This window comes from Chelatococcus sp. KU-N122 (genome assembly GCF_055391085.1).
In genome coordinates this window covers 2,397,265-2,420,011 of sequence record NZ_AP043981.1, presented here as the reverse complement: position 1 = coordinate 2,420,011, position 22,747 = coordinate 2,397,265, and the positions used below count along the sequence as shown (strand labels likewise).

Here is a 22,747-nt window from a genome sequence, read left to right as displayed (position 1 = left end):
GAGAAGACCTTGAGAAGAGCGACGATGCTGAGATACGAATTTGATTGTCTGAGCAGTGACATCCTCGTCCACAATGCGCGGGCTTACGCCAACTCCGACGCTGTGGTCTGTGAGGGTCGTCGACTGTCTTGGAAGGACCTCAATGCGCGCGTGAACCGCCTTGCGAACCTTCTGAATGCTCGCGGGGTGCGCAAGGGCGACAAAGTCTGCACCCTGATGACGAATTCGATAGAAGCCTTCGTCGCGTTTTGGGGGACGATCAAAGCTGGCGCCGTAATCGTGCCGCTAAACCCGATGCTCGACAGGGACGCCTTCGCGCGCCTTGCGGACGCGTCGGACGCCGTCGCAATGATGTCGGATGCCTCGAACCACTCCTTAGTCGACGCTGTGCGATCCGCGCTGACAAAGGTGCGCCAGGACCTATATCTGGGGTTCGGCTTTGCCGCGCAGGGTTGGCAGGATGGCGAAGCCGCGCTTGACGCTCATTCGGATGCCGAGCCATGTGTGCGTATCGGACCTGCGGACACGATGACGATCATCTATTCCTCGGGCACGACAGGCGAGCCAAAAGGCATTGAACACACTCATGGGGCGCGGCTCTACTACTTTCTTGCCTTCTCGCTCTCAACCGAAATAAATCGCAATTCCGTCGCGATCTGCTCGACGCCGATCTATGCAACCGGAACTTGGATCACGATGTTCCCAGCTATCTTGCGAGGTGCCAAGATCGTGCTCCTCAAGAAATTCACCCCCGAGGACATACTGCGCGCGATCGAGGCTGAAGGCGGCACCCACACATTTATGGTGCCGGCGCAGTACATCGCAATGCTGCAGGCCGATATCGGCCAATATAACCTCTCCTCGCTAAAAGTCTTCGTTACCGCCGGTCAACCACTGCCGGAAGTGGTTCAGGAGCGCCTGCTCAAGTCTTACCCCGGGGTCACCATTCGCGAGGTCTATGGAGCGTCGGAGGGTTATGCGACGATCAGGCTTCCGGACGATGCGGGCGAGTTCGCGCGCAAGTCAGTCGGCAAGCCGAACCTGCTCGATGAATTCAGAATCATCGATGAAGCCGGGAACGAACTACCCGATGGCGAGACGGGCGAGATCGTGGCGTATGGACCCGGTATTATGAAAGGCTACTACAAGCGCGAGGATCTAACGCGGGCCGCGATGTGGACCAGCCCGAGCGGAAGGACGTTTGTCCGCTCCGGCGACGCCGGCTTCCTCGATCCCGATGGTCATCTGCACTATGTCGGTAGGATCAAGGACATGATCAAGTCCGGCGGAATCAATATCTATGCGATCGACATTGAGGACGTCATCATGCGTCATCCGTCGGTGCACGAGTTGGCGGTGATTGGCGTGCCGCATCCGAAATGGGGCGAGGCGCCGTTAGCCATTATTGTGCCGAAGGCGGGAGAGGAGACAGATCCTAACGACATTCGCGAATGGGCGAACAGCCGCGTCGCCAAATATCAGCGCGTCGCAGCGGTGATCTTGTGCGATGATCTGCCGCGCGCCACTTACGGGAAAATTCAGAAACAGGTACTCCGACGCCGGTATGCGGACTTCTTCGGCACGGAAGGATTTCTGTGATGCCCTGCCCGCAGCAGCATCCATGGGCTCACGACGCGTGTGTGGCCTACAGCAAATGACCTCGGGAAATAGTTCGATGTCCGATATTCGCACTTTCGACTATGCGACAATCGTCGGTCGTCAAGCGCGGGAACGCGGTGATCGGGTGTATATGCGCTTCGAGGACATGAGCTACAGCTTCGCCGATGCACACCGGTTGAGCAACAGGATTGCCAACGGATTGCTTCGGCTCGGGCTAGGCAAGGGAACTACTGTCGCGCTGCTGCTCGACAACTGTCCCGAAATAGCCTGGTACTACTTTGGCCTCGGCAAGATCGGCGCCGTGGCGGTGCCACTGAATACGGCCGCAAAGGGCGAGCTGTTGGCCGGGTATATCAAACGCTCCGAAAGCGCCGCTATCGTGATCGACGCTGCCTATGTGGACAAAGTCGCAGCGCTTAGCTCCGTCGGCATTGATGTCCGGACTTGCGTCGTCGTCGGCGAGGCAGATGTCAGTCCGCTCCTGGCTGCAGGGCTAACCATCGTCCCGCACGAACGAGTTATGGAGGCGTCTGACGTGGAACCGGACATCGCAGTCCACTTCAATGACATCGCTTATCTGTCCTTCACGTCCGGCACGAGTGGCCCATCGAAGGCCAACATATCGACCCATTCGCATGCGCTGACGATGGCGAAGGCCGTAGCCGATGCCTTCGACTATGGTCCCGATGAGGTTATGTATTCCTGCCTACCGTTGTTCCATGGCAATGCGATGAGATCGCTCTTCGTCCCGATGCTCACGGGTGGCAGCGTTGCGGTGGCTCGCCGGTTCTCTGCTTCCGGCTTTTTCGCGGACGTCAGGCGATACGGCGCGACACAGTTCAATTTGCTGGGAGCGATGGCCAATATTCTGTGGTCGCTCCCTGAAAGCGAAGCGGATCGAAGCCACGGCGCATCCAAATGCATGATCATACCTGTACCGGCCTTTTCTGACGCCTTCAGCCGCCGGTTCGGGGTGCAGCTCCTGTCGGCCTACGCGCTCACGGACTTCGGCTACGTTTCGTTTCTCAATGCGACCCGCCATCCTACGAAGCAAGCTTCCGCTGGCAGGGTGCAGCCGGATGTCGATCTGGCCATTCTTGACGATGATGATTTTGAGGTCTCGCGCGGCCAGGTGGGAGAAATTTGCCTGCGTCCCCGGCGCCCGTGGACGTCAGCCCAAGGCTACTTCGGGATGCCGGAAGCAACCGTGATGGCGTGGCGCAACCTATGGTTTCATACCGGGGACCGCGGATATCTCGACGATGATGGCTTCCTTTACTTCGTCGACCGGAAGAAGGACGCCATTCGCCGGCGCGGCGAGAATATCTCCTCCTTCGAGGTCGAGCAGATTATTCTTGGCCATCCGGCCGTTCTCGACGTCGCGGTCTTTGCCGTGCGGTCGGAGATGAGCGAGGACGAGGTCATGGCCTCGGTCGTACTGAAAGAAAGAAATGTGCTCCCGGAGGAGGAGCTGATAAGGTATTGCGCGCGCGAGATGTCATATTACATGGTTCCTCGATACGTACAGTTCGTCGAATCTCTTCCACGCACACCGACGGCCAAGGTGGAGAAATACAAGCTGCGTGAAGCGGTCGAACGCGACATCTCACACGTGTGGGATCGAGAGCGAGCCGGAGTCGACATCGCAAGGTAGATCTTTAACTGCCGCGTTCGCCGTCGATCTCCGCGATGTCTGGCTGGCCGTCCAAAACGAAGCACGTATTTGTGCGCCTTAGGAAAGAAGTGAGACTCCTATGCCCCTCGTTTTCGACCCCGACGATGCAAGGATCCGTAGGGACCCACACGCCTTGTTTGCTGACCTTCGGGCCGAAGAACCGGTGCACTGGAGCCCGAAAATGAAGAGCTGGATCGTCACCGACTTCGCGATGGCGACGAGAGTTCTGACCGAGTTCGAGACATTCACCGCCGAGCGGATGCGGGACCTTGAACCTCGGGTCGCCCCCGAGCGACGCGGTGATCTGCGGCAGCTGATCTACTGGCTGAATCACTGGATGCTCTTTCGCGATCCTCCGCAGCATACGGAGCTTCGACGCCGTCTGGCCGCAATCCTGAGCCCGAAGGTGTTCCTCAACTTGTCGGGCCACGTCAGCTCAGTGATTGATCACCAATTCGCCGCTATCGAACGGGGCGCTCCCGTTGAATTCGTCGCGAAGTTCGCACACCCGATGCCAGGCTACGTCGTCATGGATATTCTCGGCGTGCCGCGCGACCGCCTGCTGGAGACGAAGGGTTACTCAAATGACATGATGCTGTTCATCGGCGGCTCGCGCAACGCCGATGACAAATATCAAAGAGCCCGAGCCGGAGCGGAGGCGATTGCCGAGATCTTCCGCGACGCGATCGCGCGGCGCAGGCGCAGCCGGGACGGGAACGATGTCCTGGGGCTGCTTATCAACTCCGAAGTTGACGGTCGCAAGATGTCCGACGACGAGATCGTTGGAACGATGATGATGCTCTTGAACGGTGCGCACGACACCACCGCGAACGCCATCTCTAACACAGTGATGCTTCTGGCGGCGAATCCAGGAATTGCGCAGCACTTGCGGCAAAATCCGGCGCAGCAGGCCATCGCGATAGAGGAAATGTTGCGCTACGAAGGGCCGATTCTCTCGGTTGGCCGTCTTGCTGGAAAGGACACTGAGCTCGGAGGTCAGAAGATCGAAGCCGGGAATCGGATCTACGTCATGCTCGTCGCGGCGAACCGCGACCCGAGCATCTTCGAGGCTCCGGATGAGCTGCGTATAGATAGATCGCCCAACCCTCATATGGCATTCGGCAAAGGGCAACACTTCTGTCTGGGAGCGCCGCTGGCGAAGCTGGAAGTTCAGCTGACTGTCAAGCGCGTGCTTGAGCGCTTCGAGCGGATCGAGATCAACACGCCTCCTGAAGATATGCAGTGGCACGACTCGCTTGTCGCGCGGGGACCGATGGCGATGTCCATCACGCTTCACTGAGCAATGGCCGGAGGGAGCACGACATGGGCGCCGAACCAAAACCGAACTGGGTCACCAAAGCCTTCTGGGAGGCGGCTGCGCAGCGTAGTCTGATCTACCCCTGCTGCGATCGCTGCGATAACCGCTTCTTCCCGCCGCATCCGGCCTGTCCGAAGTGCCTCAGCCTGGAGTGGTCCTGGAAGGACAGCACTGGCAAGGGCACGATTTATAGCGCGGTGACGGTGTACAAGCCGCCCATACCGGACATGGCGACGCCGTACGTGCTGGCTATCATCACATTGGATGAAGGCGTGCACATGCTCGCCAACGTCGTTGGATGCCCACCCGAAGCAGTACAGATCGGGCAGCGTGTCGCCGTAAACTGGGACGCGTGCGCGGGCGGCTGTACGGTGCCCAATTTCGAACTCTCGGCTGATCTGTCATGAGTCATATCGTCAAAAGCCCGGCTCCCCTTGCTGCGGCGGTGGTCGGTATTCACACCACTCAGCAGGGGATGGGCATCGACCGTCCTGCCGTTCACCTCGTTCTTGAGGCCATTTCAGCAGCCCTCGCCGACGCGGGCATCGCCAAGTCCGAGGTTGACGGCATCAGCGCTTGCTGGCCTGGTCCGACCGGAACTGTGATGCTTCCAGGCTCTATCGACTGGGGGGCGCAACTCGGCATTCCGTTGCGGTGGGTCGACGACAGCTATCCGGCCGGTGTCCCTGCCCTGATGGCCGCGACGGCGGCCATAACATCTGGCCTATGCAACACCGTCGTCGTCGCCGGGGGCCAGTCGCGTACGCGGATTCCCGGCGCGGTCCTAGAATATACCCGACCGGACAATGAATTCACGGCTGTGTTTGGCTCGTATACGCCAGCGCAGTTCGCGCTGGTGGCGCAGCGCTACTTTCATGTCTTTGGCGCAGACCCGGCGAAAATGGCGGGGATCGCAGCAGCAATCCGGAATATGGGCAGCATTCGCCCGGGGGCCGCGCTGTTCGGGCGGGGACCCTACGCAGCCGACGACATCATGGCCTCGCCGATGGTTGTCGAGCCATTCCATCTCCTCGAGCTCTGCCTTGCCAGTGAGGGGGCGGTCGCCTACGTGGTCACTTCGCTCGACCGAGCGAAGGATTGCGCTCGTCGACCCGTGCGCGTGCTCGGCGGTGGGATGGAGTACAAGCGACAACAGTATGTCGATCCGCCGCTGTACGATGAGGCGAAGAACCTCGGCGCCGACGCCATTGCACGTGCCACCGCCATGGCGGGCGTGTCTATCGCGGATATCGACACCTTCCAGCTTTACGACGCCAATGCCTGGGAGGTCGCCCGGCAGTTCGAGGCCCTCGGCTACTGCGCTGAAGGAGAGGGACTGGATTTCGTTATGGAGCGAGGCGTTGGGCCGGAGGGCCTGGCGATCAATACCGACGGCGGACTTCTGTCATTCGGCCATCTTGGCTCGAGCGGGCCGACGCTGAAGATCGTCGAAGCGGTAAGGCAGCTTCGTGGCGATGCACCGACCTCTCAGCGCCGGGGCGCCGAGTTGGCGCTGGCCACCGGAGCGGGCGGCGGAGCGCTCTACTACAACCTCGCCATTCTGGGACGCGCGTGAGGAGGATGAAGGTGAGGCGGGCATCGCGCAGGCATCTCCGATGAAGCGCTCCGGATGCAGGCCGATCTACTTAATGTAATGGTTCGTTTCGAAAGGTTCGGTGAACTAAATGCCGATATCCGTATGGCCATCGCAGGCTCTTCAGCAGACCGAATTAGACGAACTGGCGATTCCCTCCCCGTTCCGCGACATGTTGGGAGTGCATGTCGCAGATTGGGAGCAAGGCCGCTGCGTCGTCGAGCTTGAAGTCAGGCCGGACCTTGTCAACTTTTCCGGCGCCATCGCCGGGCCGGTTGTCGCTGCCATGATCGATATCGCAGGTGGCCTCGCCGGCTGCTACAGCCCCGACCGCGACAATCGCATCACTGCGGTAACGCTCAGCGTCACGACCGCTTTCATGAGCACCGTCAAAGGGGGGCGGGTGCAGGCCGTGGCGGTCAAGCAGGGTGGCGGCCGGCGCGTCTATACAGCGACTGTACATGTTTATGGTGAGGACGGTCATATGATCAGCACCGGCCAAGGGACTTACCGGTATGTCTCCTAACACGGCGTCCGAGAGGATCTACGTCATCGGGCTGGCCATGCACCCAGCCGTCCACGCCGAAAGAGGCTTGCGACTGGAGGAGATGGTTTTTGAGGTCTCCAGGCGCGCTCTGCACAACGCCGGGATCAGCCGCAGGCAGCTCGATAATGTCGTAATTGCCGCTTGTGATGAGCTGGACGGGCGCCCGATATCAAGCATGCTGATGGCCGCGCCGGCCGGTGGCTACCTTGTAGACGAAATCAAGGTGACCGAGTCTGGGCTGAATGGCCTGGCTGCCAGCGTCGCGCGCCTTCGCTCGGGTGAATTCCAGGCCGGGCTCGTCGTGAGCTGGTGCAAGAGCTCGAAGACGGACGTCGCCGCGGTCATGCGGCTTCGGAATGATCCGTTCTACTACCGCTCGCTGAATATCGGCGGCCTAGTTTCGGACGGGATGTTAGCCCAAGCCGTTGCGAGCGAGTTCGCAGTGACCCGCGATGAGATCGCACACCGCGTCAGAGCGGCCTATGCACGGGGAGCGTCAAACCCCCGCGGGCTTGGCTCGCCCGTCCCAACCGTTGACGTCGTTGAAAATGGGGCTTCCACGGCGCTGCCGATGCGCGAGACGGACTTTGCGCCGCTCAGCGACGGTGCGGTGACGCTCGTCCTCTGCACCGAGAGGTTTTTAGCTGACAACAGGCAGTGCATGCCGCTCGCCACCTTGTCCGGCATCGGTTGGGCGTCCGATTCCTACCTGCTGGGGATGCATCGCCTAAGGAGTTTCGACGCCGCGCGCAACGCTTGGGAGATGGCCCTGGCGCAGTCGGGACTCTCGGCAGACGATCTCGACTTCGCCGAGCTGGATACGCCGTCCGCTTGGCACGAGGCGGCCCTGGCACGGATTTTTGGGCTGATTGATGCCCAGATCTCCCCCTCGGGCAGCAATTTCTCCCAAAACCCGTTCTTCTGCATGGGTCTGATCAACGCGGCGGAGGCCGTTCTAAAGCTATCCGGTGCGGGCGGCGAGCCGGCGAACGCGCGACCCCGGCGCGCCGCGGCACACGGATGCCACGGATTTGCGCAGCAGGGCCATGTGGTCGCGATATTCGAGGCGATGGGGGGCCAAGTTAATTGAGCACACAAGACGTTGCCGTTCTCGGCACTTATCAGAGCGATTTCCGCACCCACGATATGTCGCAGACCTACATCGAGCAGGTGCAGACAGCGGCGATCGGAGCATATCGCGACGCCGGCATGAGCGTCGACGATGTCGATGCAGCGGTGATTTCGCTGGCGCCAACTTTCTTCCTCGGGGTCGCCGATGCGGACCGTTGGGCGATCGACAACATCGTCTGCGCAGGCAAACCAGTGCTTCGAGTCCATACCGGCGGTGCGACCGGCGGGTCGGCTGTCCACATCGCCTGTTCGCTAATTCAATCTCGCATGGCGCGGTCGGTGCTGATCGTCGGCGCTGAACGGATTGCCGAAACGCCCGATGCGCAGAAGGTGTTGAATCTGATTTTCGACGCTTTCTATGAGCGGGACATGCCGCTTTCGACCAACACGCTCGTGGCTTTGCGGGCGTGCGCGTACCTCCATCGCCACGGCTTCACGCAGGAAGATCTCGCGCGCGTCGTCGTGCGGGCCCGACGCAATGCGATGAGGAATCCGCATGCTCATCTCAAGGGTGATATCACCGTTGACGAGGTGATGGGGTCGAAGATGATCGCCTACCCGCTCAAGCTGTTCGACATCTGTCCAAGGTCGTCTGGCTGCGCAGCCATGATCCTGGGTAACATGGATATGGCTAAGCGCTACCGGACCAATCCGGCCTTTGTGAACGGCATTGGCTCGCTGAGCGATACATACTGGATGGGCGACCGGACCGGCCCGACGGCCGATACCGATCTGGTCGAATACGATCTGATCCGGATGGCCGCGACGACCGCCTATAAGCGCGCGGGCATAACCGATCCACTAAAACAAATTCAGGTGACCGAATTTTACGATCCATACAGCGTCAATACGCCGATTTCCTTGGAGCAAGCAGGCTTCTGTAGTCGCGGCACTGCGCTGAGGCTCGAAAGGGAGGGCCACTGGGATCGCGATACAGGCGCCGTAGCCGTAAATCCGTCGGGCGGCACGCTGTGCACGAACCCCATTGCCATCACCGGGCTGGTCCGGTGCATCGATGCCGCCACTCAAGTCATGGGAACGGCCGGCGATATGCAGGTCAGGAACGTGCGGCGCGCGCTCGCGACAGCCAGCGGCGGCACGGCACAGTTCTATAACTGTACAGTCTTTGGAGCGGAGCCAACTCATGGGTAACGGGCTTGTGGAATCCGGGCACGACGTGATGTCCGATGAGATCACACTGCGCTACGATTACGCTCTCGGTAAGGTGGCCGGACGTTTCATGCTTGGACTGAAAGAGGGTAAGATCCTCGCCACGCGGTGCTCCAGGTCCGGCCTCACCTATCTCCCGCCCCGCGCCTACTGCGAACGCAGCTTCGAGCCGTGCGATGAATGGGTCGAGGCTGGCTCAGAGGGGGTCGTCGAGGCCTCCACCATTGTCGTGCGCGGCTACGAAGGCAAGCGAAAGGCGCCCGTCGCGATTGCGCTTGTGCGGCTTGACGGCGTGGATTCAGCGATCGCGAACTATGTCGACGGCCTCGACCTGTCGGATCTCGCTTCAGCGATGGCGCGTATCGCGCCCGGAACGCGATTGAGGGTGACATTCGCTGCCGAGCGCGACGGCCGGATCACCGACTTTTCGTTTCTGCCGCTCTAGACTGATGACGAAGGCATACGTGCAAAACAACAAAGAATATCGGCTCTTCGGTACGCGTACGACGAGCCTTTAAGGAGGGGATAAACCATGCGCAATATCGAGCCCCGTCGCCTCACAATCTTCGCTGGCAGCCTAGTATTCGTGCTTTCGTTCAACAGCTTCGCACATGCGCAGAAGAAGTACGATCCGGGGGCGAATGATACTGAGATCAAAATTGGAAATATTTGCGCCTACAGTGGTCCGGCCTCGGCCTACGCGACTGTTTGCAAGATCGAGGCGGCCTACTTCAGGAAAATCAACGACGAGGGGGGCATCAACGGCCGAAAGATCAACTTCATCTCCTACGACGATGCCTATAGTCCGCCCAAAGCGGTTGAGCAGGCTAGGAAGCTCGTCGAAGGCGACGAGGTCCTGCTTATTTTCAATCCCGTGGGTACCGCGTCCAACGCGGCAATCCAGAAGTACATGAACGCCAAGAAAGTGCCGCAGCTTTTTCCTGCGTCGGGCGCGACCAAGTGGGGAAATCCGAAGGAATATCCCTGGACGATGGGTTGGCAGCCAACCTTCCGGAATGAAGGAATCATTTACGCCAAGATGATACTGCGCGACCAGCCCAACGCGAAGGTCGGCATTCTCTATCAGAACGACGATTTGGGCAAAGACTACTTGGCCGGCGTCAAAGACGGCTTGGGCGATAAAGCCAAGTCGATGATTGTGGCCGAGGCGTCCTACGAGCTCGCTGATGCAACGATCGACTCACCCTTGCTCAGAATCAAGGCGGCTGGCGCTGACGTGCTGCTCAACTTCACGACTTCGAAGTTCGCGGCTCAGGCGATACGGAAGGTTGCCGAGATGAACTGGAAGCCGGTGCATTACCTTGCGAGCGTGTCACAATCGGTCGGAGGTGTGATGAAGCCGGCGGGTCTGGAGAGCGGAAAAGACATCATAAGTAGCTATTACCTAAAGGATCCAACGGATCCCACCTGGAAGCTTGATGATGCCATGGTGGAGTGGAGCACGTTCCTGAACACGTACTTCCCGGATGCCGACCGCTCCAATGTATTGAATGTGTATGGCTATGCCGTCGCGCAGACCTTAGCCTATGTGCTCAAGCAATCTGGTGACGATCTCACGCGCGAGAATATCATGAAGCAGGCCGCCAATATCAAGGACCTCCGTCTGCAGACGCTCCTGCCCGGCATTATCATCGGCACGAGTTCGACCGACTATTATCCAATCAAGGCGCTACAGCCGCTGCGCTTCGACGGTGAAAAGTGGGTGCCGTTTGGATCAGTTCTCGTCGGGGCAACTGAGAAGTAGCTGGTCTTCGGCGACGCGAGTGGGCTGCTGCCCGACCCATCGCGTGTGGGCCAAGGCGGTTGGTTCAAGCAGCCGCCCTCGAGCGGTCGGCCAACGTTCTTTGCAAGACTGCGACACTAGGCGTTGATCGCGTAGAGGATTCCATTGGCTTCAGGGTTAGAGTTAAGCGGAGGCTGGGCTTGGTGGGTTCGGCCCTACAGGCTGGGTCTTCGAGACCACGCGCTGCCGGGGGACAGTGGAGGCGAGAGCCGACGTTGCCGTTGCAGATCGAAGTCTCGCCGCGCCTGACGGTCCCCCCGCAGCCGAAACGACGTCAAAAGATGTGGCTCTGCGGAGACCGCATGGCCGGAGGCGCGGGCGGCAAGACGACCACTGGCCCCAGTAGCACCGATGGCTGCTCAGCGCCGAGTGCGGCTTGAGCCTCGCGACCAAGCGCACGGCACAGGGCGCAGGTCACCATCCGCAGATCTGCAAAGGCGCTTGCCACAAGGATTGCGGCGTGTGCGCTTAGCTCCGGCCAACGCTCATGGCTGGAGCGGAACAGGAGCTGAGCCGAATGGTCTGCGCGGGTGCAGACCAATAGCTCGGCCGCGGAGCTTGGATGGAGTATCTCGAAACGGCGCTCAGCGAGCTATTGGACTCACTTGAAACGGCCAATAGCGAAAGCGAACTTTATGTGGCTGCGGAGCGATTAGTCCGACGATCGGGCTTTCGCTGGTTTGCGTACTTTGCCAACGCCGGGACGAACCGAAAGGTGTTGTCTTCATACCCCCGCTCTTGGGTTAGACGTTACCTCGACAATAGTTATGAGCGCCTGGATCCCGTCATCGCGAAAGCTCAGTCGACTCAAAAGTATTTTCTATGGGATAGTCGCGCGACAAGCGTGAGTGCAAAAGCGCAGCGCCGCTTCTTCGATGAAGCCGCTGAGTTCGGTATACGATGGGGCATCACGCTGCCGATTCGTAGCGGACAAGGTCGCTTTGCTGCCCTCACGCTCGCAACCGAAAGTGCTGACGCATTTTCGGCCTTATCCGAGATCGAATCAATTGAGCTGCTGCAGATTGCAGCTCTATATTATCACGCACACGCTCACGCCAAACTTCAGCTCGGTCGGGCGCCCACCGTGGGCACGCTTCTGACAGAAAGAGAAGGACAGTGCCTGTGGTGGTCGGCTCAGGGCAAGACCACTTACGAGATTGCAACAATTCTCGGCATAAGCAAGCGCACGGTCGTGTTCCACCTTGAGAATGCACGAAGCAAATTGCAGGTCTCGAACATTACCCAGGCGGTCGCGCAGGCTTTGCTGCGCCGCCTCATCACGCCGTAGATCGCCGCCCTGCGGCCTCCGTTCGTGCCTGCCACGGCCCGCCGCGACCAAGGAGGACGAGGGCCTGGATCGCCTACGGATCGGCGGGCAACCTCGCTGTCCTTCACACACGTAGGGCGAAATTCGACTGGGATGCTGGCCCGATGCCGAGATGTATCGAGCCTTGACTTCGGCAATTTGCCATATACCTGGAAAATTCTACAGCTGAATCAAAAGCGCATAGATGGCTATTTTCGCGCATCGGTAGCACGGAGGATCCGATGCGCGTGCTTGCTCTTTGTACTTCCGAGGTCGGTCGCCACGCTCAATTGGTCGCCGATATGCATACGCTGCGTCAACGGATTTTCCGAGATCGGCTCAAATGGGACGTCTCAAGCTCAGGAATCGTTGAGGTCGATAGCTACGATGCTTTTGGCCCAACCTACCTGATCGGTCTCTCGGACACCGACGCGGTCGTGGGTTGCGCACGGTTGCTGCCAACCACTGGCCCGACGATGCTAGCCAACACGTTTTCTGCTCTGCTTGGCGGTCATCCGGCTCCGTGCAGCTCAACGGTCTTTGAGAGTTCGCGCTTCTGCGTCGACACCGCGCGTATTGATGATGTTGGAGCGAAAGGTCTGCGTGAGATGACGTTCGTCATGCTTGCGGCCGTTCTAGAGTGGGGACTTTGCGGTAAGTTGGAGGCGATTGTCACGGTGACCGACACGCGATTCGAACGCATATTAAAACGAGCGGGTTGGCCTTTGGAGCGTTTCGCGACGCCGCGGCAGATAGGCACCACGCAGGCCGTTGCCGGCCGCCTTCCCATCACGCAGAGCGCGCTAATCGCAGTACGGCAAGCGGGAAACCTCGCCGGTCCTGTGCTTGTCCTGCCTCGGGGCGACTGCGTGGCGGCCTGAGGCCGGCTTGAACACGTTGATGATGAACTTTGTTTCGATCAGGCACGCGTTAGCAGTTGCCGATCAGCATAGCTTCCGCCGCGCCGCTGGCGCCTTGGGCGTGAAGCAATCGGCTGTAAGCCGGCGTGTGCTTGCCCTGGAGGACGCTCTCGGCGTCTCACTATTCGAGCGCCATCACCGCGGCGTCGTCCTCACGCGCGCCGGCGCGGAGTTCCTGGCATCAGCACGTCGCGTCCTGGGTGATCTGGAGAGCGCGGCCCTCACGGCTCGAGCTGCCGGTCGCGGCGAGCTCGGCTGCTTGTCGCTTGGGCTCAGGACATCGCTTGCTGGCGGCCGCCTCAGGGATTCGCTGATCGTGTTCCTCAAGCGCTTTCCTGATGTGGAGGTCAAGGTCATTGAACGCTCGCGGGAGGAGCTGATCGAGGGCTTGCAAGCGGAAACAATCGATATCGCCGTTGTCGGCCAGCTGATTGATCAGCGGCTCACTGACAGTGCGATGCCGCTCTGGGACGAGCGCATCATGGTCGCCCTTCCGGAGGCACATGCATTGGCGCTCCGGCCGTGGATTGCGTGGTCGGACCTGCTGGGATCCCGCATGCTCGTGCAGCGCCGCGACGCTGGCCTTCAGCTGCATGAGTACCTCATCAGGGCGATCGAGGCGCCCGATGCTCGGCCCTTGATCGTCGAGCAGGATGTACCGCGGGACAACATCCTCGCCCTTGTGAGCGCCGGCCTCGGCGTGAGCCTCGTTGGCGAGGCCGTGACCACGGCGGTGTACCCCGGCGTGGTCTTTCGCGAGCTGCGTGAGCACGGTTTGAGCAGCACGATCCCGTACTTCGCCTATTGGAATGATAGGAGCGACAACCCGGCACTGCGCCGCTTTCTCAGCCTGTTGAGGGAGCGCTATCCGGTTCGCCGGTCCGGTCCAACGAATGGCTGAGCGCAGCTGCCTCGCCGCCGCGGCCTTCGTGTGAGCGTCGCGCCCGGGCAAAGCCCCGATCGGTCGCCATGAAGCGCGCGAGCATGGGCGCGATGAGCTTGGCTGGATCGAGCTTGGCCTGCCTGGTCTCCTGCACGAGCACCTCGGCATAGGCGACGAGATCGTGATGCACGGTGGCCGGCAACTCCACGGTGAGCTTGACCGGCTTGTCGTCGGCGATCGGACCGAGTTTCAGCTTGGCCACGTGTGTCTCCCTGAACGGCGATGAATCAGTTCGGATAAGGCGCAAGGACAAGGTCACGCGTGACGATCACGCGCACCGGGAAGCCCGGCCGAACGGTGAGCGTCGGTGGCACGTTGAGCTGCTTGCGCACGATCTGCTGGCCGGCGTCATTGATGGTGTCCTGGCCGCCGTTGCGGATGGCGCGGATCAACCGGTCGTCGTCGTCGTTGCCGAGCTCGGCGCTGACGCTGAGCAGGGTCGAGAGCCCGGCCGCCTTGGCGAGATCCCACCAGTGGTAGTCGACGCCGTCCTCCAGGCCGGCATAGCCCTGGGTGTCGGCGCCCGGCTGGCGCTCGAGCACAATGGAGCGGCCGTCCGGGAATATCAGCCGGTTCCAGACCAGCAGGATGCGGCGCTGGCCGAAGCCCACGTCGTTGTCGTACTGGCCGATGAGGCGCGTACCCTGCGGGATGAGCAGGAAGCGCCCGGTCGCGGTGTCGAACACGGGCTCGGTGACCTGGGCGGTGATCTGGCCCGGCAGGTCGGAGCGGATGCCGGTGATGAGCGCCGCTGGAATGACTGCGCCCGCCTGCAGCAGATAGGGCGAGGCCGGCCGTGCGATGCGCTCGGCGCTGACGGTCCGCCGGTCGACTGGCCCATTCAGAAAGGCAGCCTGACGCTCAGCCGTCGTCCCGGATTGCGGCCCAATACCATTCGTTCCCGCGGCACTCGATCCCGGAGCGGCCGCGCGCGCCTCGAGGCTGGCGAACAGGCGGCTGACGCGCGCCGCCTCGGTCTCTTGCTGCCGGCGCTGCTCGGCCGGATCGGCCATGGGCGACGGCATAGGGCCGGGCACCGGCACCGGCTGGCCCTGCTCCTGGGCGCGCAGGATCGGCCGCCCGAGATCGCCGGGCAGCGGCGGTCCGAGCTTGGGAACCCCGGTGTAGTCGCGCGGCAGGCTTTGCAGCCCGTCCGCCGGCTGGCGGTTCTCCGTATTGTAGAGCTCGGCCGGCGGTCCGGAGGCCTTTCGGCTTTGCAGCGCGTAGATGAGCGCGCTGCCGAGCCCAACGCAGACAACAGCACCGAGCCCGGCCAGCACTTTTCGCGAGAGGCGCGTCACCCGCGGCCGCTCGGCGCGCAGCCGCAGGGCGCGCTTGATGTCCTCAGGCGTCCGGCCGTCCTGGGACGGCACCTCATCAGGGTTGATCGCGGGCTCCTCGCTCATGAGCGGCTCCCGTCGCTGCGCACGATCCGCACCTTCTGCTGATGCTCTCCGCCCAAGCGGAGCTCCGCTGCCGCGAAGAGACGGTCAACGATCAGCAGGTTGGCATGGGCCCGGTAGTTGACGATCTCTGGCTTGCCGTCCGGGCCGATAACGAACAGCGGCGGCAGCTCGCCCTGCACGATGCCGCGCGGGAACTCGATGTAGACCTTGCGGCCGTCGTCATAGGCCGTGAGCGGTCGCCATGGGGGCGTGTCGCCCTCAATGGCGTAGCGATAGCGGCGCTCGATGAACGAGGGCAGCACCGGCGTCGCTGGCGCGGCGCGAGCCCGGCTGGCGCGGTCCTCGGGATACGCCCAGGCGACGGCCGGCATGTACGGCTTCTCGCGCGAGCGCAGCTCGATCAGGTAGGTGCGGCGGTCGGTGTTGATGACCAGGTTCGTCTGAAGGTCCGGCCGTGTCGGCTTGACCAGGATATGGACACGCCTGTCGTCGCCGCTGCCGCTTTCGGTATCGCCGATGATCCAGCGGGCGGTGTCGCCGGCAGCGACCGGGCCCGAGCCCGCCAACTGCTCGCCAGGCTCGAGCGCCACTTCGGTGATCTGGCCCGGTGCGGCATACACCTGGTAGAGCGCTCCGGGGCTATACGCATAGATCTGCACGGCATTGAAGTAGCCGCCACGCCGCGGCTCGACCCGCGCGGCGTCGTTTGCCGTTTCGACCCGGCTGACCGGCTCCTTGGCCTCAGCGGCGCCGGGCTTGCCGCCCCGCGCGGGCGTCCAAGCCGGCGGCGCGAGCGGCGGTTTTGGGCGCGGATCGACCAGCGTAGAGACTGCCGGGGGCGGCGGCACGTCGGTGTCGTAGCTGATCTGCGGCGGCTTGTAGGCGCAGCCGGCGAGCGCCGAAGCGCAGAGCAGCAGAAGCGGCCATGCGGATTTGCGCGAAGGCGCCGATCCGGAACCACGGATCAGCGCCCATGCGGACAACCGCAAAGCCGGATCTCCGCCTCTACGCGGACCCGACAATCCGGCAGCACCCATCCACGGGACTGCGGATCTCAGGGAAGCCGCGCTTCCGGCTTTGCGGAAAGACGGCTGCATCATCCGAGCTCCCGGGACCAGTTGATGGCGTTGACGTAGATGCCTAGCGGATTTTTCCGGAGCCGCTCGGCATCGCGCGGCGGCTCGACGACGATGGTGAGGATGGCGGTCCAGCGAGAGGTCTCGGCAAGCGAGCCGTCCTGGTAGCGGCGCTCGCTCCAGGCCACCCGAAAGCTGGCGGGCGAGGCGCGGATGACGCTAGACACGTCGACGGCCACCTGCTGCTTGCTGACTTTGGCGAAGGGATCGTCGCCCCGCGCGTAGTCGTTGAGCGCAAGCGCACCGCGGTCGGTCACGACGTCATAGGCGCGCAGCCAGTTCTGGCGCACGATGATCGGGTCTGCCGAGATCGAGCGCACCTGCTCGATGAAGCGGGCGAGATGCCAGGCGACCTGCGGATCGCTGGGCCGATAGTCCGCCTGCGCGGGCGCCACCACCTCGGCCCGGCCGAGCTTGTCGACCTGAACGACCCAAGGAACGACGGAGCCGCGCACCGACTGCCAGACGAGGGCCGCGGCAAAGCCGGCGGAGAGCGCCAGCGAACCGAAGGCCATCAGCCGCCAGTTCTTCGCCTGCACGCGCGCGGAACCGATGCGGTCATCCCAGACCTGGGCAGCGCGCTGGTAGGGTGTGACGGGCTCGGGCGTCTTGCCGTAGTGGGTCGATGGTCTGCGGAACATCACGGACTGCCTTGCGAGAGGTCGACAGACGTGCCGCCGCCGTGACTGTCCCCGCCGCGGACGGCGTGAGCGGCTGCGGAGACGCCATGGCTGATCTGCTGGGAGCGCTTCATGCGCCTGGCCCAGGCGGGCGGATCGCCGGTAGCCGTTGGCGCGGCGGACGGAGCGGTTGCGCTGACGTCACCTGCGCCGCTGCCCGTGGAGCTGCCGGATGAAGCGCCGTCCGGCGCTTCAGAGGCGGAGCCAGCTCCGCCCGCAAAGCTCGACCGCAAGCCGTCAGTGGCACGCGTCGCCGCCCGGCGGAGCGGCGAGGTGGCCGCACCGCCGGCGGCCCGCGCCACGCCGCCCAGACCGGCGGCGACGCCGGCAGCCCCAGACTGACCGGCCGCGCCGAGGCCGTAGGCAGCGGCGGCGCCACCTGCGAGCGCGGCGCTTCCGCGCGCTGCGGCCGCGGCCCCGCCGGCAAGAGAGCCGGCACCTGACGCAGCCGCGCCGATCGCCGCGCCACCGGCCGCAGCCATCCCGCCGGCCGCAAGACCGGTACCGACCGCAGCGCCGGCGCCGAGCTGCGGCCCACCGGAAACGAGCCCATTCGCGATGCCGGGCCCAAAGATGCCGAGACCGAGCAGCGACAGCGCCGCGAGCACGATCGCCATGGCCTGGTCGATAGTCGGCGTATCGCCGCCAAAGCCGGCGGTGAACTCGCTGAACAGGGTCGAGCCGATGCCGATGATCACAGCGAGCACGAGGACCTTGATGCCGGACGAGATGACGTTGCCCAACACCCTTTCGGCCACGAAGGCCGACTTGCCGAACAGGCCGAAGGGGATCAGCACGAACCCGGCGAGCGTCGTCAGCTTGAACTCGATGAGCGTGACGAAGAGCTGGATCGCCAGGATGAAGAAGGCGAGCAGCACCAGCGCCCAGGCCAGGAACATGCAGGCGATCTGAATAAAATTCTCGAAGAACGACCAGTAGCCCATCAGGCCCGAGATCGATTCGAGCAGCGGCCGTCCGGCATCGAGCCCGGTCTGCGCCACCTTGCCGGGGTGCAGCAGATCGGCCGTCGAGAAGCCGGTGCCGGAGGCCTTGAGGCCGAGGCCGGCGAACGACTCGAAGACGATGCGCGCGAGGTTGTTCCAGGTCGAGATCAGATACGCGAACACGCCGACGAACAGCGTCTTCTTCACCAGCCGGGCGACGATGTCGTCATCGGCCCCCCAGCTCCAGAATAGGGCTGCCAGCGTCACGTCGATGACGATCAGGGTCTTGGCGATGAAGGCGACCTCGCCGCCCAGCAGCCCGAAGCCGCTGTCGATGTAGCGGGTAAAAACTTCTAGGAAATGGTCGATGACTCCCGTGCCACCCATGGCGTCAACGGGCCCCTGGCGGCAGAGGCGACAGGGACGGAGCCGGTTCTTGCGGCTCAACCTTCCTGCAAATCGGGCCATCCATCGTGGTGCCTGCGGCGTGATTGGGCCGCGGGCACGAGGCTGTGCGCGAGCCGCCTAGGAAGCGCTTGCGGCTGTCGGCCCACGCCCCGAGGCAAGCGGCGTCGCGCGTGGCCGCCTCGCCCAGCAGTTGGCAGTGATCGAGCTCGTTCTGACGCGCGTCGGCCACAGCCTCGCCGCCGCCGCCCCATCGAGGCCGCGGCTTATCCGTGCCGCCCCTGAGCTCGAGCGCCGTCATGGTCATCGCAGCCGCGACGAAGATCACGGCGCCGAGGCGGGCGAGCATCGTCGTGTCCATGCCCACTGCCCCTCAGTTGCCGCCGTAGAACATCTTGGCGTTGCCGGCCTGGTAGCCCGCGCCCGGCGCCAGGAAGCGGCGGCGCTGCTCGCGGCCCTGATCCGCGGCTGCCGCCTGCTCGGCCGATTGCAGCGCCTGGGCGCGGCCGTTGGCTGCCACGGCAGCGGTCAAGTCGCTGAGCTGCTGCGCCTGAAGCGCCAACAGCTGGTTGCCGGCTTGAGTGGCCTGGAGCGCGCCACTGGCGCCCTGGCTCTGGCCGACGAGCGCCGACAGCTGCGTGCGGTTGGTGTCGAGGTTGCCGACGATGCCCGCCTGTACGCGCATGGCATCCTGGAGCCCGCGCACGGTATTCTGCCAGCGGCTCTTGGCATCGGTGATCAGCTGCTGCGCCGACGACAAGGGATTCGTCGCGCCATAGGTGGTCTGGAACGCTCGGTCGACCTGGTCGACGTTGAAGGCGATGCTTTGGGCCTGGCTCAGCAGCTGCTGCGTCCGTTGCACCGACTGCTGGAGCTGTTGCAGGACGGAGTACGGCAGGCTCGTAAGGTTCTTGGCCTGGTTGATCAGCATCTGCGCTTCGTTCTGAAGCGAGGTGATCTGGTTGGTCACCTGCTGTAGGGACCGAGCCGCCTGGAGCAGGTTCTGGCCGTAGTTGGTCGGGTCATAGACCAGCATCTGCGCCGAGGCCGGGTGGACGACGAGGGGCGGCAGGGCGATCGAAACAGAGAGAGCCGACGCAGCCCACAGCGCCATGCCCGAGGGACGGATGGTCATCCAAGAGTCTCCAGATTGGTGAGGTCGGGGATCAGGTCGGCCGCCCAGGCCACGTCGCGGTGGCGCAGCCAGGCCTCGAGGAAGTTTTCCCGGCCGTGCTCGGCCAAGATGCGGGAGATGGCGGCCTGATCGGTCTTGGAGGAAGCAGCGCACAGCGCCAGCGCCACTTCGCTCAGGCCGAGCTCGAACAGCCGGTTGCCACGGCGGGACTGGCAGTAGTAGTCGCGCTTCGGCGCGGCGCGGGCCAGAATCTCGATCTGCCGGTCGTTCAGGCCGAAGCGCCGGTAGATCGCGGTGATCTGCGGTTCGATCGCCCGCTCGTTCGGCAGCAGGATGCGGGTGGGGCAGCTCTCGATGATCGCCGGCGCGATTGCCGAGCCGTCGATGTCGGAGAGCGATTGGGTAGCGAAGACGACCGAGGCGTTCTTCTTGCGCAGCGTCTTCAGCCATTCCCGCAGCTGGCCGGCAAAGCCCTCGTCGTCGAGGGCAAGCCAGCCCTCGTCGACGATGAGCAGGGTCGGCCGGCCATCGAGGCGATCCTCGATGCGGTGGAACAGGTAGGCGAGGACAGCAGGTGCGGCACCCGTGCCGATCAAACCTTCGGTCTCGAAGACCTGGACCGATGCACCGCCGAGATGCTCGCTTTCCGCGTCGAGCAGCCGGCCATGCGGGCCGCCGACGCAGTATGGCCGCAACGCCTGCTTGAGCTCGTTCGACTGGAGCAGGACGGCCAGGCCGGTGATGGTGCGCTCGCCCGCCGGCGCACCGGCGAGCGACGTGAGCGCCGTCCAGATGTGCTCCTTCGCCTCGGGCGTGATGGCGACACCCTCGCGCGTCAGGATGGCGACGATCCAGTCGGCGGCCCAGGCCCGCTCCGGTACCTCGTGGATGCCGGCGAGCGGCTGAAGCGAGACGCTTTCGGCTGCGTCGTCGGTCAGGCTGCCGCCGAGATCGTGCCAGTCACCACCCATGGCCAGCGCGGCGGCACGGATCGAGCCGCCGAAGTCGAAGGCGAAGACCTGGGCCTTGGCATAGCGGCGGAACTGGAGCGCCATGAGCGCCAGCAGCACCGACTTGCCGGCGCCGGTCGGTCCGACCACCAGCGTGTGGCCGACGTCGCCGACGTGAAGGGATAACCGGAACGGGGTCGAGCCCTCGGTCTTGCCGAACAGCAAGGGGGGCGCACCGAAGTGCTCGTCCCGTTCCGGCCCCGCCCACACCGCCGACAGCGGGATCATGTGGGCGAGGTTCCTTGTGGAGATCGGCGGCTGCCGCACGTTGGCGTAGACATGGCCCGGCAACGAGCCGAGCCAGGCATCCACGGCATTGATGGTCTCCACCATGGCGGTGAAGTCGCGGCCCTGGATCACCTTTTCGACCAGCCGCAGCTTTTCGGCCGCAAGTCGCGGATCGTCGTCCCAGACGGTCACCGTCGCGGTCACATAGGCCTGTCCTGCGACGTCGGCGCCGAGTTCTTGCAGCGCGAGATCCGCATCGGCCGCCTTGTTCGCCGCATCGCTGTCGACCAGCACCGAGGCTTCGTTGGTCATCACCTCCTTGAGGATGGCGGCGATCGACTTGCGCTTGGCGAACCACTGCCTGCGGATTTTCGTGGTCAGCCGGACTGCATCGGTCTTGTCGAGCAGGATTGCCCGGGTCGACCAGCGATAAGGAAAGGCGAGCCGGTTGAGCTCATCGAGCAGCCCTGGCGTCGTCGCGGTGGGAAAGCCGACGATGGTCAGGGTGCGCAGGTATGTGTCGCCCAGGCGCGGCTCCAGGCCGCCGGTCAGCGGCTGATCGGCTAGGAGCGCATCGAGATAGATCGGCGTCTCCGGCACGCGTACACGGTGGCGCTTGGTCGAGACGGTCGCGTGCAGGTAGGTCAGGGTCTCGCCGTCATCGAGCCAGCGGCACTCCGGCATAAAACCTTCGATGAGCTGAAGCACACGGGCCGTCCGATCGACGAACCCGCGCAGCAGCTCCTGAGCGTCAACGCCCTGCCCGGACTTGCCCTCGTAGAGCCAGCGCTCGGTGCGGGCGACATCCTCGGGCGGCGACAGATAAACGAAGGTGAGAAAGTAGCTCGACTCGAAGTGAGCGGCGTCCTCCTCAAAGTCGGCCTTGCGCTCGGCATCGACGAGCGCCGAGGCGGCGTCCGGAAAGCGGCTCGCCGGATAGGCCCCGACCGGATGCCGCTGCGCCTCGACAAAAATCGCCCAGCCGGAGCCCAACCTGCGAAAGGCGTTGTTGAGCCGGCCGGCGACGCCGACCAGCTCGGCCGGCACGGAGGAATCGAGGTCCGGTCCGCGAAAGCGGGCGGTGCGCTGGAACGAGCCGTCCTTGTTTAGCACCACACCTCCGCCGACGAGCGCGGCCCAGGGCAGGAAGTCGGCAAGGCGTGCCGCGGTCTGGCGATACTCCGCGAGGTTCATCATGGCTCACACGCCCAGGAAGCCGGGGATGCGCAGATGGCGCCGCGCCACGTCGACGAACTGCGGGTCTCGCCGAGCGGCCCAGACTGCCGCGAAGTGCCCGACGGCCCAGAGGCCGAGGCCGACGAGCCACAGGCGCAGGCCAAGGCCGAGCGCAGCAGCCAGCGTGCCGTTGAGGATGGCGATGGAGCGCGGCGCGCCGCCGAGCAGAATCGGCTCGGTCAGCGCCCGATGGAGCGGAGCCGCGAAGCCCGGCACCTCGGCAGTCTGCTCGACGAGGCCGGCCATCTAGATCAACGCCCCGCCGCCGAAGCTGAAGAACGACAGGAAGAAGCTGGACGCAGCAAAGGCGATCGATAGGCCGAAGACGATTTGGATCAGCCGACGAAAGCCGCCAGAGGTGTCGCCGAAGGCGAGCGTCAGCCCGGTCACGACGATGATGATCACCGCGATGATCTTGGCCACCGGCCCTTCGACCGATTGCAGGATCTGCTGGAGCGGCTGCTCCCAGGGCATCGACGAGCCCGAGGCGAGCGCGGCTGTTGCGAACATAGGGCTCGCAAAAGCAGCTGCGGTCATCG

At 63.5% G+C, this 22,747-nt stretch carries 23 protein-coding genes; 13 read left to right on the top strand and 10 right to left on the bottom strand.

The annotated features are described in order from the left end of the window. The first annotated feature begins 24 nt into the window (after nucleotides 1–24). From ACZ5PO_RS10895 to ACZ5PO_RS10835, 13 genes are all read left to right on the top strand, one after another. Nucleotides 25–1,599: a class I adenylate-forming enzyme family protein gene (locus tag ACZ5PO_RS10895; RefSeq protein ID WP_464193193.1), complete on the top strand. Its 1,575-nt coding sequence runs from the start codon at nucleotides 25–27 to the stop codon at nucleotides 1,597–1,599. 76 nt (nucleotides 1,600–1,675) lie between these two features. After that, entirely contained in the window at nucleotides 1,676–3,274 is a 1,599-nt protein-coding gene (locus ACZ5PO_RS10890; protein WP_464193191.1) for an AMP-binding protein, read from the top strand. A 202-nt stretch (nucleotides 3,275–3,476) separates the two neighbouring features. Then, nucleotides 3,477–4,595 (top strand): cytochrome P450, encoded by a 1,119-nt coding sequence (locus ACZ5PO_RS10885; protein WP_464193189.1) that lies wholly within the window; start codon nucleotides 3,477–3,479, stop codon nucleotides 4,593–4,595. Nucleotides 4,596–4,618: 23 nt separating this feature from the next. Next, nucleotides 4,619–5,020 (top strand): Zn-ribbon domain-containing OB-fold protein, encoded by a 402-nt coding sequence (locus ACZ5PO_RS10880; protein WP_464193186.1) that lies wholly within the window; start codon nucleotides 4,619–4,621, stop codon nucleotides 5,018–5,020. After that, nucleotides 5,017–6,189, top strand: coding sequence for a thiolase family protein (locus ACZ5PO_RS10875; RefSeq protein ID WP_464193184.1), 1,173 nt, complete (start codon nucleotides 5,017–5,019; stop codon nucleotides 6,187–6,189). Before ACZ5PO_RS10880 ends, ACZ5PO_RS10875 begins: the two co-directional genes overlap by 4 nt. 109 nt (nucleotides 6,190–6,298) lie before the next feature. Beyond that, the gene (locus ACZ5PO_RS10870) at nucleotides 6,299–6,733 is read left to right on the top strand and encodes a PaaI family thioesterase (protein ID WP_464193182.1); all 435 of its coding nucleotides are present in this window, start codon (nucleotides 6,299–6,301) and stop codon (nucleotides 6,731–6,733) included. Between the two features lie 82 nt (nucleotides 6,734–6,815). Beyond that, nucleotides 6,816–7,844 (top strand): hypothetical protein, encoded by a 1,029-nt coding sequence (locus ACZ5PO_RS10865; protein WP_464193180.1) that lies wholly within the window; start codon nucleotides 6,816–6,818, stop codon nucleotides 7,842–7,844. Beyond that, on the top strand, nucleotides 7,841–9,037 hold the full coding sequence (locus tag ACZ5PO_RS10860; protein WP_464193177.1) for a thiolase family protein: 1,197 nt from the start codon (nucleotides 7,841–7,843) through the stop codon (nucleotides 9,035–9,037). The genes ACZ5PO_RS10865 and ACZ5PO_RS10860 overlap by 4 nt, the downstream gene beginning before the upstream one ends. Further along, the gene (locus ACZ5PO_RS10855) at nucleotides 9,030–9,500 is read left to right on the top strand and encodes a Zn-ribbon domain-containing OB-fold protein (protein WP_464193175.1); all 471 of its coding nucleotides are present in this window, start codon (nucleotides 9,030–9,032) and stop codon (nucleotides 9,498–9,500) included. The genes ACZ5PO_RS10860 and ACZ5PO_RS10855 overlap by 8 nt, the downstream gene beginning before the upstream one ends. 87 nt (nucleotides 9,501–9,587) lie before the next feature. Continuing rightward, entirely contained in the window at nucleotides 9,588–10,820 is a 1,233-nt protein-coding gene (locus tag ACZ5PO_RS10850) for an ABC transporter substrate-binding protein (RefSeq protein ID WP_464193173.1), read from the top strand. Nucleotides 10,821–11,421: 601 nt separating this feature from the next. Next, the gene (locus ACZ5PO_RS10845; protein ID WP_464193171.1) at nucleotides 11,422–12,147 is read left to right on the top strand and encodes a helix-turn-helix transcriptional regulator; all 726 of its coding nucleotides are present in this window, start codon (nucleotides 11,422–11,424) and stop codon (nucleotides 12,145–12,147) included. 260 nt (nucleotides 12,148–12,407) lie between these two features. Beyond that, nucleotides 12,408–13,046, top strand: a complete 639-nt coding sequence (locus tag ACZ5PO_RS10840; RefSeq protein ID WP_464193169.1) for an acyl-homoserine-lactone synthase — start codon at nucleotides 12,408–12,410, stop codon at nucleotides 13,044–13,046. Nucleotides 13,047–13,053: 7 nt separating this feature from the next. Further along, nucleotides 13,054–13,986, top strand: a complete 933-nt coding sequence (locus ACZ5PO_RS10835) for a LysR substrate-binding domain-containing protein (RefSeq protein ID WP_464193167.1) — start codon at nucleotides 13,054–13,056, stop codon at nucleotides 13,984–13,986. Here ACZ5PO_RS10835 and ACZ5PO_RS10830 read toward each other — a convergent pair. Genes ACZ5PO_RS10830 through ACZ5PO_RS10785 form a run of 10 tightly spaced genes read right to left on the bottom strand, consistent with a single transcriptional unit; the run spans nucleotide 13,931 to nucleotide 22,745 of the window. Beyond that, entirely contained in the window at nucleotides 13,931–14,230 is a 300-nt protein-coding gene (locus ACZ5PO_RS10830) for a DUF2274 domain-containing protein (RefSeq protein ID WP_464193164.1), read from the bottom strand. The two genes, ACZ5PO_RS10835 and ACZ5PO_RS10830, sit on opposite strands and share 56 nt — an antisense overlap. Nucleotides 14,231–14,255: 25 nt before the next feature. Next, the gene (locus tag ACZ5PO_RS10825; protein WP_464193162.1) at nucleotides 14,256–15,434 is read right to left on the bottom strand and encodes a TraB/TrbI/VirB10 family type IV secretion system protein; all 1,179 of its coding nucleotides are present in this window, start codon (nucleotides 15,432–15,434) and stop codon (nucleotides 14,256–14,258) included. Beyond that, nucleotides 15,431–16,471: a P-type conjugative transfer protein TrbG gene (trbG, locus tag ACZ5PO_RS10820; RefSeq protein WP_464193160.1), complete on the bottom strand. Its 1,041-nt coding sequence runs from the start codon at nucleotides 16,469–16,471 to the stop codon at nucleotides 15,431–15,433. The genes ACZ5PO_RS10825 and trbG overlap by 4 nt, the downstream gene beginning before the upstream one ends. A 59-nt stretch (nucleotides 16,472–16,530) precedes the next feature. Further along, a complete protein-coding gene (gene trbF, locus ACZ5PO_RS10815) occupies nucleotides 16,531–17,211 on the bottom strand; it encodes a conjugal transfer protein TrbF (protein WP_464193157.1) in 681 nt (226 codons plus the stop codon). Continuing rightward, the gene (gene trbL, locus ACZ5PO_RS10810; RefSeq protein WP_464193155.1) at nucleotides 17,211–18,581 is read right to left on the bottom strand and encodes a P-type conjugative transfer protein TrbL; all 1,371 of its coding nucleotides are present in this window, start codon (nucleotides 18,579–18,581) and stop codon (nucleotides 17,211–17,213) included. The genes trbF and trbL overlap by 1 nt, the downstream gene beginning before the upstream one ends. Nucleotides 18,582–18,585: 4 nt before the next feature. Further along, nucleotides 18,586–18,948: a putative entry exclusion protein TrbK-alt gene (gene trbK-alt, locus ACZ5PO_RS10805; RefSeq protein ID WP_464193152.1), complete on the bottom strand. Its 363-nt coding sequence runs from the start codon at nucleotides 18,946–18,948 to the stop codon at nucleotides 18,586–18,588. Between the two features lie 24 nt (nucleotides 18,949–18,972). After that, the gene (gene trbJ, locus ACZ5PO_RS10800) at nucleotides 18,973–19,734 is read right to left on the bottom strand and encodes a P-type conjugative transfer protein TrbJ (protein ID WP_464193150.1); all 762 of its coding nucleotides are present in this window, start codon (nucleotides 19,732–19,734) and stop codon (nucleotides 18,973–18,975) included. Next, the gene (gene trbE / locus ACZ5PO_RS10795; protein ID WP_464193148.1) at nucleotides 19,731–22,169 is read right to left on the bottom strand and encodes a conjugal transfer protein TrbE; all 2,439 of its coding nucleotides are present in this window, start codon (nucleotides 22,167–22,169) and stop codon (nucleotides 19,731–19,733) included. Before trbE ends, trbJ begins: the two co-directional genes overlap by 4 nt. Nucleotides 22,170–22,172: 3 nt before the next feature. Further along, complete coding sequence (locus ACZ5PO_RS10790; RefSeq protein WP_464193146.1) at nucleotides 22,173–22,454, bottom strand: VirB3 family type IV secretion system protein; 282 nt, start codon at nucleotides 22,452–22,454, stop codon at nucleotides 22,173–22,175. Beyond that, complete coding sequence (locus tag ACZ5PO_RS10785) at nucleotides 22,455–22,745, bottom strand: TrbC/VirB2 family type IV secretion system protein (protein ID WP_464196796.1); 291 nt, start codon at nucleotides 22,743–22,745, stop codon at nucleotides 22,455–22,457. Nucleotides 22,746–22,747: the final 2 nt, after the last annotated feature.

What these genes read in the sequence shown, in the direction of transcription:
- ACZ5PO_RS10895 (WP_464193193.1), top strand. Translation starts at nt 25, where the DNA reads ATGCTGAGATACGAATTTGATTGTCTGAGCAGTGACATCCTCGTCCAC.
- ACZ5PO_RS10890 (WP_464193191.1), top strand. Translation starts at nt 1,676, where the DNA reads ATGTCCGATATTCGCACTTTCGACTATGCGACAATCGTCGGTCGTCAA.
- ACZ5PO_RS10885 (WP_464193189.1), top strand. Translation starts at nt 3,477, where the DNA reads ATGAAGAGCTGGATCGTCACCGACTTCGCGATGGCGACGAGAGTTCTG.
- ACZ5PO_RS10880 (WP_464193186.1), top strand. Translation starts at nt 4,619, where the DNA reads ATGGGCGCCGAACCAAAACCGAACTGGGTCACCAAAGCCTTCTGGGAG.
- ACZ5PO_RS10875 (WP_464193184.1), top strand. Translation starts at nt 5,017, where the DNA reads ATGAGTCATATCGTCAAAAGCCCGGCTCCCCTTGCTGCGGCGGTGGTC.
- ACZ5PO_RS10870 (WP_464193182.1), top strand. Translation starts at nt 6,299, where the DNA reads ATGCCGATATCCGTATGGCCATCGCAGGCTCTTCAGCAGACCGAATTA.
- ACZ5PO_RS10865 (WP_464193180.1), top strand. Translation starts at nt 6,816, where the DNA reads ATGGTTTTTGAGGTCTCCAGGCGCGCTCTGCACAACGCCGGGATCAGC.
- ACZ5PO_RS10855 (WP_464193175.1), top strand. Translation starts at nt 9,030, where the DNA reads ATGGGTAACGGGCTTGTGGAATCCGGGCACGACGTGATGTCCGATGAG.
- ACZ5PO_RS10850 (WP_464193173.1), top strand. Translation starts at nt 9,588, where the DNA reads ATGCGCAATATCGAGCCCCGTCGCCTCACAATCTTCGCTGGCAGCCTA.
- ACZ5PO_RS10845 (WP_464193171.1), top strand. Translation starts at nt 11,422, where the DNA reads ATGGAGTATCTCGAAACGGCGCTCAGCGAGCTATTGGACTCACTTGAA.
- ACZ5PO_RS10840 (WP_464193169.1), top strand. Translation starts at nt 12,408, where the DNA reads ATGCGCGTGCTTGCTCTTTGTACTTCCGAGGTCGGTCGCCACGCTCAA.
- ACZ5PO_RS10825 (WP_464193162.1), bottom strand. Translation starts at nt 15,434, where the DNA reads ATGAGCGAGGAGCCCGCGATCAACCCTGATGAGGTGCCGTCCCAGGAC.
- trbG (WP_464193160.1), bottom strand. Translation starts at nt 16,471, where the DNA reads ATGGGTGCTGCCGGATTGTCGGGTCCGCGTAGAGGCGGAGATCCGGCT.
- trbF (WP_464193157.1), bottom strand. Translation starts at nt 17,211, where the DNA reads ATGTTCCGCAGACCATCGACCCACTACGGCAAGACGCCCGAGCCCGTC.
- trbL (WP_464193155.1), bottom strand. Translation starts at nt 18,581, where the DNA reads ATGGGTGGCACGGGAGTCATCGACCATTTCCTAGAAGTTTTTACCCGC.
- trbK-alt (WP_464193152.1), bottom strand. Translation starts at nt 18,948, where the DNA reads ATGCTCGCCCGCCTCGGCGCCGTGATCTTCGTCGCGGCTGCGATGACC.
- trbJ (WP_464193150.1), bottom strand. Translation starts at nt 19,734, where the DNA reads ATGACCATCCGTCCCTCGGGCATGGCGCTGTGGGCTGCGTCGGCTCTC.
- trbE (WP_464193148.1), bottom strand. Translation starts at nt 22,169, where the DNA reads ATGATGAACCTCGCGGAGTATCGCCAGACCGCGGCACGCCTTGCCGAC.
- ACZ5PO_RS10790 (WP_464193146.1), bottom strand. Translation starts at nt 22,454, where the DNA reads ATGGCCGGCCTCGTCGAGCAGACTGCCGAGGTGCCGGGCTTCGCGGCT.
- ACZ5PO_RS10785 (WP_464196796.1), bottom strand. Translation starts at nt 22,745, where the DNA reads ATGACCGCAGCTGCTTTTGCGAGCCCTATGTTCGCAACAGCCGCGCTC.